Consider the following 9963-nt stretch of genomic DNA (forward strand, 5'->3'; position numbering starts at 1 on the left):
GCTATCCCTTTCTGATGGTGGACCGGGTGCTGAGCATCGAAAAATCCAAGTCCATCCGCGCGTTCAAAAACGTCACCATCAACGAGCCGTTTTTTGAAGGCCATTTCCCGCGCCGCCCGGTGATGCCCGGCGTGCTGATGCTGGAGGCGCTGGCCCAGGCGGCTGCCTTGCTGGCGTTTGACGCGCTGAACAAATCGCCTGACGACGACACCGTGTACTACTTTGCCGCCATCGACAACGCCCGCTTCAAGCGCCCGGTCGAACCCGGCGACCAGCTGATGCTGGACGTGGAGCTGGTACGTATGAAGTCCGGTATCTTCAAGTTCAAGGGCAAGGGCACCGTGGGCGACGAGCTGGCGGTCGAAGCCGAGCTGACCTGCGCCATGCGCACCATCGCTTAAGGATTGCGCGCGTGACCGCTATCCACGCTACTGCCCTGGTAGACCCGTCCGCGCAGTTGGACGGCTCGGTGTCGGTGGGGCCGTACACGGTGATCGGCCCGCACGTCAAAATCGGGGCGGGTACTACCGTTGGCCCGCACTGCGTGATCGAAGGCCACACCACCATTGGCCGTGACAACCGCATTTTCCAGTTCAACTCGCTGGGTGCGGTGCCGCAAGACAAAAAATACGCTGGTGAACCCACCGAGCTGGTGATTGGCGACCGCAACATCGTGCGCGAGTTCTGCACCTTCAACCTGGGTACTGTGCAAGACGCGGGCGTGACCCGCATCGGCCACGACAACTGGATCATGGCCTACGTGCACATCGCGCACGACTGCCTGCTGGGCGACCAGATCACCATGGCCAACAACACCACGTTGGCCGGGCATGTGCAAGTGGGCGACTGGGCCACCGTGGGCGGCTTGACCGGCGTGCTGCAGCGCATGCGCATCGGTGCCCACACCATGGTCGGCTTTGCCAGCCATGTGGCCAAAGACATACCGCCTTTTATGGTGGTGGACGGCAACCCGCTGGCGGTGCGCGCGGTCAACCTGGTGGGCCTGAAGCGGCGCGACTTCTCGGACGTGCGCCTGCGGGCCATCCGCGAGATGCATAAATTTTTGTACCGCCAGGGCAAAACCCTGGACGAAGCCCGTACCGCCATCCAGGCGCTGGCTGCCGAAGTGCCTGAGGCAGCGGCAGACGTAGCGCAGATGGATGCATTCCTGGGCAGTTCGGTCAGCGGTATCGCCCGTTAATGTCCGCCCCCCGCATCGCCATGGTGGCAGGTGAGGCCTCTGGCGATCTGCTGGCGGGCTTGGTGCTGGACGGCATGCGTGCCCGCTGGCCCGATTTGCAGGCTAGCGGCATTGGCGGCCCGCAGATGGCCCAGCGCGGCTTCCAGGCCCAATGGCCCAGCGAGCGATTGGCCGTCCACGGCTACAACATGGACGTGTTTCGCCGCCTGTGGGAATTGTTGGGCATCCGTAAAAAATTGCGCCAGAGCCTGTTGCGCGAGCGGCCCAACGTATTTATTGGCGTGGACGCGCCCGACTTCAATCTTGGGCTGGAAGCGGCGTTGAAAGAGCAGGGCATCCCCACCGTGCACTTCGTGTGTCCGTCCATCTGGGCCTGGCGCGCCGACCGGGTGGAAAAGATCCGCCGCGCCGCCGACCATGTGCTGTGTATCTTTCCGTTCGAGCCCGATCTGCTGGCCCAGCACGGCATTGCCGCCACCTATGTGGGCCACCCGCTGGCCAGCGTCATTCCGCTGAACCCCGACCGCGCAGCCGCACGGCAGAAGCTGGGTTTGGGCATGGATGACACCGTGGTCGCCATCCTGCCCGGCAGCCGCCGGTCCGAGATCAAATACCTGGCTTTACGGTTCTTTCAGGCTGCAGCGCAGATGCTACTTGCGCAGCCAGCTATTAAATTTGTAGTGCCCGCGATTCCTTCGTTGAAAACCGAAATCGAGGCGATGGCCGCACTTGCGGGCATGGCCGGGCGCATCCAGATCGTCCTCGGCCAGTCGCACACCGTGCTGGCGGCCTGCGACCTGACCCTGATCGCCAGCGGCACGGCCACTTTGGAGGCAGCGCTGTTCAAGCGGCCCATGGTGATTGCCTACAACATGCACTGGTTTTCGTGGCGGATGATGCAGCGCAAGCAGCTCCAGCCCTGGGTGGGTTTGCCCAATATTCTGTGCCGCGATTTCGTGGTGCCCGAGCTGTTGCAAGACGCGGCCACGCCGCAGGCCCTGGCAGACGCCTGCCTGCAGTGGCTGCAGCCTGCGGCCTCTGCGAGAATCGCGGCCCTTGAAGCCACATTCACCGCGCTGCACCACAGCCTGCAGCGCGATACCGCCCAGTTAGCCACCGATGCCATCCAAAAAATTATCGCTACCCGCGCAAGCTGAGCTGACCTGGCCCATACGGGGCCTGGTCGCCGGCGTGGACGAGGCTGGGCGCGGCCCGCTGGCCGGGCCGGTCGTGGCCGCTGCTGTGATCCTGGACGAACGCCAGCCGATTGCGGGCCTGGCCGACTCCAAAAAGCTCACCGCCAAACGCCGCGCCCAGCTGTTTGATGAAATTCTCGCCAAAGCCCTGTGCTGCTCGATTGCCGAGGCCAGCGTGGAAGAAATCGAAACGCTCAACATCTTGCAAGCCACCATGCTGGCCATGCAGCGCGCCGTGCAAGGCTTGCGCCTCAAGCCCGGCCACGTGCTGGTGGACGGCAACCGGGTGCCCGTGCTGGCCATGACCAGCGAGGCCATCGTTCAGGGCGATGCCCTGGTGCCCGCGATTTCTGCCGCGTCCATCCTGGCCAAGGTCACCCGCGACCGCTGGTGCGCCCAGGTGGATGCCGACTATCCGCAGTACGGCTTTGCCGGGCACAAGGGCTACGGCACTGCGGCACACTTGGCGGCGCTGCAGGCGCACGGGGCCTGCCCGCTGCACCGCAAAACTTTCGCACCCGTCACACAGGTGATGGCACGGATGCCTCTTACGGCGGTGCTGGCATGAGTTCCGATCCCATCACCCACATCCAGTCGCGCGATAACCCGCTGCTCAAAGAGTTGCGCCGCCTGTCGCAAGACAGCACGGCTTACCGCAAGCAGGGCCGCGTCTGGCTGGAAGGCGACCACCTGTGCCGCGCAGCTTTGGCCCGGGGCTGGAAACCAGCACTGGCTATTTTTTCAGAGTCTTTTTGGCCTCTAGCGCAGGTGCAGTATGCGCAGGCAGCTACTAAAACCATAGTATTGGCCGATACGCTGTTTGTCGACCTCAGCAGCCTGGAATCACCCGCCCAGATGGGTTTTGTGGTGGATTTGCCCGGCTCGGCCGGGCTGGACCCGGCAGCCGCGAGCGTCATCCTCGACCGGGTGCAGGACGCGGGCAACGTCGGCTCCATCTTGCGCAGCGCCGGGGCCTTTGGCTTTAAGCAAATCATCGCCCTCAAAGGCACGGCGGCGCTGTGGAGCCCCAAAGTCCTGCGCGCGGGCATGGGTGCGCATTTCGGTCTGCGCCTGGTCGAAGGCGTGGAGCCCGAGGCGCTGGATGCTTTGACCGTGCCGCTGGTCGTCACCAGCTCTCACCAGGGCGCGTTGTTGCAAGACCAGAAGCTGCCGTTTCCCTGCGCCTGGGCCATGGGCCACGAAGGGCAGGGCGTGGGCCCGGCCCTGCTGGCACGTGCCAAGGTATCGGTGCGGATCGGCCAGCCGGGCGGCGAAGAGTCACTGAACGTGGCTGCAGCGGCAGCGATTTGCCTGCATGCTTCGTCGGCAGGGCACGGATAGTTCGAGGGTTTGCCCGTGGTTTGGGCTGGGATCTGCAACAGTGCTCGGCTATAATCGTGGGCTTTCCCGCATCCCTGTACGCCTAGCGCCTGCCCCGCATCCCCCTCCAAAGCATTTGCAAGAGTTCTCTCTTGGTCAGCGTGGGCGTACCCGTAACTATTTCGGAGAACCCAGTGCTTTTGTCTCTCAAGGGAACCTTCCCATCCGCCATCTTGGCGCTCGCAGACGGCACGGTCTTTTTTGGCAACTCCATTGGAGCCCCCGGCTCCACCGTGGGTGAGGTGGTGTTCAACACCGCCATGACCGGCTACCAGGAAATCCTCACCGACCCCAGCTACTGCCAGCAGATCGTCACCCTGACGTACCCGCACATTGGCAATACCGGTGTCAATGTGGAAGATATGGAAGCCGCCCGCGTCCACGCCGCCGGTCTGGTCATCAAGGACCTGCCGCTGGTTGCCTCCAACTTCCGTAGCCACCTCACTTTGTCCGACTACCTGGTCCAGCAAAAGACGGTCGCCATCGCCAACCTCGACACCCGCAAGCTGACCCGCCACCTGCGCACCCACGGCGCGCAAAACGGCTGCATTCTGGCGCTGCCCGCAGGCCAGAGCGTCAATGCCGAGAACACCGCCCAGACCGTGGCTGCGGCCCAGGCTGCGCCCAGCATGGCGGGCCTGGACCTGGCCAAGGTGGTCTCCTCCAAGGAGTCCTACACCTGGACGCAGACCGAATGGAATCTGGTCGGTGGCTACGGCAACCAGGATGCGCCACGCTTCCATGTGGTGGCGTATGACTTTGGGGTTAAGTTCAACATCCTGCGCATGCTGGCCAGCCGCGGCTGCAAGGTCACCGTGGTGCCCGCGCAAACCAGCGCTGCTGACGTGCTGGCGCTCAAGCCAGACGGTGTCTTCCTGTCCAACGGCCCTGGTGATCCAGAGCCCTGCGACTACGCGATTGCCGCAGCAGCCACCTTGATCGAATCCGGCATCCCCACCTTCGGCATCTGCCTGGGTCACCAGATCATGGCTCTGGCCAGTGGTGCCAAGACCTTCAAGATGAAGTTCGGCCACCACGGTGCCAACCACCCGGTGAAGGATTTGGACGACAACCGCGTCAGCATCACCAGCCAAAACCATGGTTTTGCGGTAGATGCGAGCACGCTGCCCGCCAACCTGCGCGCCACCCACATCAGCCTGTTCGACGGCACGCTGCAAGGCTTGGCCCGTACCGACAAGCCCGCGTTCTGCTTCCAGGGCCACCCCGAGGCTTCGCCCGGCCCGCACGACATCAGCTACCTGTTTGACCGCTTCATCGCGCTGATGGAGAAAAACTAATGCCTAAACGCCTAGACCTTCAATCCATCCTCATCATTGGTGCGGGCCCGATCATCATCGGCCAGGCCTGCGAGTTCGACTACTCCGGCGTGCAGGCCTGCAAGGCGCTGCGCGAAGAGGGCTACCGCGTCATCCTGATCAACAGCAACCCTGCGACGATCATGACCGACCCGGCCACGGCCGATGTCACCTACATCGAGCCTATTACATGGCAGACGGTTGAGAAGATCATCGCCAAAGAGCGTCCCGATGCGATATTGCCCACCATGGGCGGCCAGACCGCGCTGAACTGCGCGCTGGACCTGTGGCACAACGGCGTGCTGGCCAAGTACACCGGCGCGGCCACCGGCAAGCCAGTGGAGCTGATCGGTGCCAAGCCCGAAGCCATCGACAAGGCCGAAGACCGTCTGAAGTTCAAGGACGCGATGACCAAGATCGGCCTGGGTTCGGCCCGCTCCGGTATCGCGCACAGCATGGAAGAAGCCTGGACCGTGCAGAAGACCCTGGGTTTCCCCACGGTCATCCGCCCCAGCTTCACCCTGGGCGGAACCGGTGGCGGCATCGCCTACAACTCGGAAGAGTTCGAGACCATCTGCAAGCGCGGCCTGGAAGCCTCGCCGACCAACGAGCTGCTGATCGAAGAATCGCTGCTGGGCTGGAAAGAGTACGAGATGGAAGTGGTGCGCGACACCGCCGACAATTGCATCATCGTCTGCTCGATCGAGAATCTGGATCCCATGGGCGTGCACACCGGTGATTCGATCACCGTGGCCCCGGCCCAAACGCTGACCGACAAGGAATACCAACTGCTGCGCAACGCCAGCCTGGCTGTGTTGCGCGAAATCGGCGTGGATACCGGCGGCTCTAACGTGCAGTTCTCCATCAACCCGGAAGATGGCCGCATGGTGGTGATTGAGATGAATCCGCGTGTATCGCGTTCCTCGGCACTGGCTTCCAAGGCCACCGGTTTCCCGATTGCCAAGGTGGCGGCCAAGCTGGCTGTGGGTTACACGCTGGACGAGCTGCGCAACGAAATCACCAATGGTGCTACGCCGGCCAGTTTCGAGCCCAGCATCGACTACGTGGTCACCAAGATTCCGCGTTTTGCGTTTGAAAAATTCCCCACGGCCGATTCGCGTTTGACCACGCAGATGAAGTCGGTTGGCGAAGTCATGGCCATGGGCCGCACCTTCCAGGAATCCTTCCAGAAAGCCCTGCGCGGCCTGGAAGTGGGCGTGGACGGCATGAACGAGAAAACCCAGGACCGCGAAGTCTTAGAAAAAGAACTCGGCGAGCCCGGCCCAGACCGCATCTGGTACGTGGGTGATGCGTTCGCCGCCGGCTGGACCGTGGACGAAGTGTTCGCACTGACCAAGATCGACCCCTGGTTCCTGGTGCAGATCGAGCAGATCGTGAAGATTGAGCTGGAACTGGAAACCAAGTCCCTCGAAGATATCGACGCCGCCACGCTGCGCGCTCTGAAGCAAAAAGGCTTCTCCGACCGCCGCCTGGCCAAGCAGCTCAAGACCACCGATACCGCTGTGCGCAATGCCCGCCGTGCCCTGGGCGTGCGCCCGGTCTACAAGCGCGTGGACACCTGCGCGGCAGAGTTCGCCACCGACACCGCTTACCTGTACTCCACCTACGAAGCCGAGGGCGGCGAGTGCGAAGCCGCGCCCACCGACAAGAAGAAGATCATGGTGCTGGGCGGTGGTCCGAACCGTATCGGCCAGGGCATCGAGTTTGATTACTGCTGCGTGCACGCCGCGCTGGCCATGCGCGAAGACGGGTACGAGACCATCATGGTCAACTGCAACCCCGAAACCGTGTCCACCGACTACGACACCAGCGACCGCCTGTACTTCGAGCCGCTGACGCTGGAAGACGTGCTGGAAATCGTCGATAAGGAAAAGCCTTTCGGCGTGATCGTGCAGTACGGCGGGCAAACCCCGCTGAAGCTGGCGCTCGACCTGGAGGCCAATGGCGTGCCCATCATCGGCACCAGCCCCGACATGATCGACGCGGCCGAAGACCGTGAGCGCTTCCAGAAGCTGCTGCACGAACTTGGCCTGCGCCAGCCACCCAATGCCACGGCCCGTACCGAGCCCGAAGCGCTGGAAAAAGCCGCCGCCCTGGGCTACCCCCTGGTGGTGCGCCCCAGCTACGTGCTGGGCGGTCGGGCCATGGAAATCGTCCACGAGCAGCGTGACCTGGAGCGCTACATGCGCGAGGCCGTCAAGGTCAGCCACGATTCGCCGGTGCTGCTGGACCGCTTCCTGAACGACGCTATCGAATGCGACGTGGACGCGATCTGCGACGGCACCCGCGTGTTCATCGGCGGTGTGATGGAACACATCGAACAAGCCGGCGTGCACAGCGGCGACTCGGCCTGCTCGCTGCCACCGTATTACCTGTCGGCCGAGACGGTGACCGAGATCAAACGCCAGACCACCGCTATGGCGCATGCGCTGAAGGTGGTGGGCCTTATGAACGTGCAGTTCGCCATCCAGCATGTGGACGGCCAGGATGTGATCTACGTGCTGGAAGTGAACCCACGTGCCTCGCGTACCGTGCCGTTTGTGAGCAAAGCCACCGGCATCCAGTTGGCCAAGGTGGCCGCGCGTTGCATGGTCGGCCAGTCGCTGGATACGCAGGGCATCTTCAAGGAAGTGACTCCGCCGTATTTCAGCGTCAAGGAAGCGGTGTTTCCGTTCGTCAAGTTCCCCGGCGTAGACACGATTCTCGGCCCCGAGATGAAGTCCACTGGCGAGGTGATGGGCGTGGGCAAGACCTTTGGCGAAGCCTTTGTGAAGTCGCAAATCGGCGCGGGCACCAAGCTGCCGCGTTCTGGCAAGGCGTTTGTGTCGGTGAAAAACAACGACAAGGCGCGTGCCGTGGAAGTGGCGCGCGGTTTGGCGGCGCTGGGCTTTGATTTGATTGCCACCAAGGGCACGTCGGTGGCGTTCCAGGCTGCGGGCATTGCCTGCACCACGGTCAACAAGGTCACCGAAGGGCGCCCGAACATCGTGGACATGATCAAGAACAACGAGATTGCCTTGGTCATCAACACCGTAGAAGAGCGCCGCAACGCAATTGCCGATTCACGCCACATACGCACCTCGGCTTTGTTGGCCCGCGTCACCACGTTTACCACCATTTTTGGTGCCGAAGCGGCGGTGGAAGGCATGCAGTACCTGGACGACCTCGGTGTCATCTCGGTGCAAGAGATGCATGCCCAATTGACCGCTTAAACCCGCGGCTTGAAGAGAAATTTCGAAACTGACTATGGCTACTACCCCCATCACTAAGCGCGGCGCTGAGTCCCTCAAGGCCGAGCTACACAAACTCAAGACCATTGAACGCCCCTGGGTCATCAACGCGATTTCCGAAGCCCGTGCCCAGGGTGACCTGAGCGAAAACGCCGAATACGAATCCGCCAAAGACCGCCAGGGCTTCATTGAAGGCCGTATCCAGGAGGTGGAGAGCAAGCTGTCTACCTGTCAGGTTATCGACCCCGCCGCTTTGGATGCGGGTGGCCGTGTGGTGTTCGGTGCCACGGTCGATCTGGAAGACGAAGACAGCGGCCAGGCCGTGCAGTACCAGATCGTCGGTGAAGACGAGGCCGACCTCAAGCTGGGTCGCGTCAACGTCTCCAGCCCGATTGCCCGCGCCCTGATTGGCAAGGAAGTGGGCGATACCGCCGAGGTGAACGCACCGGGTGGCATCAAGCGCTATGAGGTAATGGCTGTCAGCTATATCTGATCGCTATTGACAACGTGATGCGCCAACGTTTGCCCGTATTGCTGGCGGCCCTCTGGTGGGGCAGCCTGAGCACGCTGGGCTTTATGGTGGTGCCTATGTTGTTTGCCGTGTTGCCCACCCCGGCCATGGCCGGTGGCATGGCCGCCAAGCTGTTTACGGCGCAGACCTGGCTGTCGATGGCCTGCACGCTGGTCTTACTGCTAGTTTTGAGGTCAAAACAGAGTCTGGCGCAGATAGCACCTGCGCACGAAGCTACTATTTTTGTAGCATTCGGGTTATTGGCTGCAGTGCTGGTGGAATTTGCCATCTCGCCGCACATCGTGGCGCGGGAGAATTTGGCTTTGTGGCATGGCCTGGGGAGTGGCCTGTATTTGCTGCAATGGCTTGCAGCGGGCGCAACACTGTGGAAAGTGTCGGCCCCCAGCGTCTAAATAAGGTCTAGATCAAGTCTGGCTGCGTTTCTTGAGGCTGGTTTTGGGCTTTGGTTTGGCGCGCTTCACCGTGCCGCCTGCGGTCAGGCGTTGGTTGCCCAGCACGCGCAGTGTTTTCACTTCAGGCCGTTGGCCACCACGGGTGCTGTGCTTGAGCACCTTGAAATCGCGTGGTCCGGCCATGCGGTTTTCGTCCACTTTGCGTTCTTTGGTGATTTCGGGTTGCGGGCGCCACAGCACCAGCAGCTTGCCGATGTGCTGGATGGGGGCCGCGCTGAGTTCGTCGACCAAAGCCAGGAACATGGCTTCGCGGGCGACGCGGTCGTCCGAGAAAACGCGGACCTTGATCAGGCCGTGGGAGTTCAACGCGAGGTTGACTTCTTTGACGACAGCGGGGGTGAGGCCGTCGCTGCCGACCATCACCACAGGGTTTAAATGGTGGGCTTCGGCGCGGTGCACCTTGCGCTGGGCAGGGGTAAGTTGTATTTGAGACATGTGCGTATTATCAAGGCCAAGATGAAAGTTAAAACACAAAGTAAAAAAGTCAACAAGGCGTGGCTTAACGACCACGTCAACGATCCTTATGTCGTGCTGGCTAAACGCGAGGGATATCGCGCCCGGGCAGCCTATAAATTGAAGGAAATCGACGAGACTTTTCACCTTATCAAGCCCGGTCAGCTGGTGGTCGATTTGGG

11 protein-coding genes are annotated in these 9963 nt (G+C 62.1%); 10 read left to right on the forward strand and 1 reads right to left on the reverse strand.

Annotated features, from left to right (window positions below; genetic code table 11):
• The 9 genes from fabZ to ABI213_RS02320 all read left to right on the forward strand — a co-directional run.
• The coding region (gene fabZ / locus ABI213_RS02280; protein WP_348025946.1) for a 3-hydroxyacyl-ACP dehydratase FabZ at nucleotides 1-401 on the forward strand (401 nt) is incomplete at its 5' end.
• 11 nt (nucleotides 402-412) lie between these two features.
• A complete protein-coding gene (gene lpxA, locus ABI213_RS02285) occupies nucleotides 413-1201 on the forward strand; it encodes an acyl-ACP--UDP-N-acetylglucosamine O-acyltransferase (protein ID WP_348007721.1) in 789 nt (262 codons plus the stop codon).
• A complete protein-coding gene (lpxB, locus tag ABI213_RS02290; protein WP_348014605.1) occupies nucleotides 1201-2358 on the forward strand; it encodes a lipid-A-disaccharide synthase in 1158 nt (385 codons plus the stop codon). The genes lpxA and lpxB overlap by 1 nt, the downstream gene beginning before the upstream one ends.
• Nucleotides 2321-2965 (forward strand): ribonuclease HII, encoded by a 645-nt coding sequence (rnhB, locus tag ABI213_RS02295; protein WP_348014604.1) that lies wholly within the window; start codon nucleotides 2321-2323, stop codon nucleotides 2963-2965. Before lpxB ends, rnhB begins: the two co-directional genes overlap by 38 nt.
• Nucleotides 2962-3738, forward strand: a complete 777-nt coding sequence (locus tag ABI213_RS02300) for an RNA methyltransferase (RefSeq protein WP_348005088.1) — start codon at nucleotides 2962-2964, stop codon at nucleotides 3736-3738. Before rnhB ends, ABI213_RS02300 begins: the two co-directional genes overlap by 4 nt.
• 173 nt (nucleotides 3739-3911) lie before the next feature.
• Nucleotides 3912-5075, forward strand: coding sequence for a glutamine-hydrolyzing carbamoyl-phosphate synthase small subunit (carA, locus tag ABI213_RS02305; protein WP_348005089.1), 1164 nt, complete (start codon nucleotides 3912-3914; stop codon nucleotides 5073-5075).
• Complete coding sequence (gene carB / locus ABI213_RS02310; protein WP_348005090.1) at nucleotides 5075-8326, forward strand: carbamoyl-phosphate synthase large subunit; 3252 nt, start codon at nucleotides 5075-5077, stop codon at nucleotides 8324-8326. The genes carA and carB overlap by 1 nt, the downstream gene beginning before the upstream one ends.
• A gap of 34 nt (nucleotides 8327-8360) precedes the next feature.
• Nucleotides 8361-8837, forward strand: coding sequence for a transcription elongation factor GreA (gene greA, locus ABI213_RS02315; RefSeq protein WP_348005091.1), 477 nt, complete (start codon nucleotides 8361-8363; stop codon nucleotides 8835-8837).
• 17 nt (nucleotides 8838-8854) lie between these two features.
• Nucleotides 8855-9268, forward strand: a complete 414-nt coding sequence (locus tag ABI213_RS02320; protein ID WP_348005092.1) for a DUF4149 domain-containing protein — start codon at nucleotides 8855-8857, stop codon at nucleotides 9266-9268.
• Nucleotides 9269-9280: 12 nt separating this feature from the next.
• Here the strand turns inward: ABI213_RS02320 and ABI213_RS02325 are convergent, their stop codons facing one another.
• Nucleotides 9281-9763, reverse strand: a complete 483-nt coding sequence (locus ABI213_RS02325) for a YhbY family RNA-binding protein (RefSeq protein WP_348025948.1) — start codon at nucleotides 9761-9763, stop codon at nucleotides 9281-9283.
• Between the two features lie 21 nt (nucleotides 9764-9784).
• Here ABI213_RS02325 and ABI213_RS02330 point away from each other — a divergent pair.
• Nucleotides 9785-9963 (forward strand): SAM-dependent methyltransferase (locus ABI213_RS02330; protein WP_348025950.1); only part of this gene is annotated, 179 nt, incomplete at its 3' end.

Origin of the sequence: Rhodoferax sp., assembly GCF_039922535.1 — a bacterium.
Classification (GTDB): domain Bacteria; phylum Pseudomonadota; class Gammaproteobacteria; order Burkholderiales; family Burkholderiaceae_C; genus Rhodoferax_B.

What these genes read in the sequence shown, in the direction of transcription:
- ABI213_RS02300 (WP_348005088.1), top strand. Translation starts at nt 2,962, where the DNA reads ATGAGTTCCGATCCCATCACCCACATCCAGTCGCGCGATAACCCGCTG.
- rnhB (WP_348014604.1), top strand. Translation starts at nt 2,321, where the DNA reads ATGCCATCCAAAAAATTATCGCTACCCGCGCAAGCTGAGCTGACCTGG.
- ABI213_RS02325 (WP_348025948.1), bottom strand. Translation starts at nt 9,763, where the DNA reads ATGTCTCAAATACAACTTACCCCTGCCCAGCGCAAGGTGCACCGCGCC.
- greA (WP_348005091.1), top strand. Translation starts at nt 8,361, where the DNA reads ATGGCTACTACCCCCATCACTAAGCGCGGCGCTGAGTCCCTCAAGGCC.
- lpxB (WP_348014605.1), top strand. Translation starts at nt 1,201, where the DNA reads ATGTCCGCCCCCCGCATCGCCATGGTGGCAGGTGAGGCCTCTGGCGAT.
- ABI213_RS02320 (WP_348005092.1), top strand. Translation starts at nt 8,855, where the DNA reads ATGCGCCAACGTTTGCCCGTATTGCTGGCGGCCCTCTGGTGGGGCAGC.
- carB (WP_348005090.1), top strand. Translation starts at nt 5,075, where the DNA reads ATGCCTAAACGCCTAGACCTTCAATCCATCCTCATCATTGGTGCGGGC.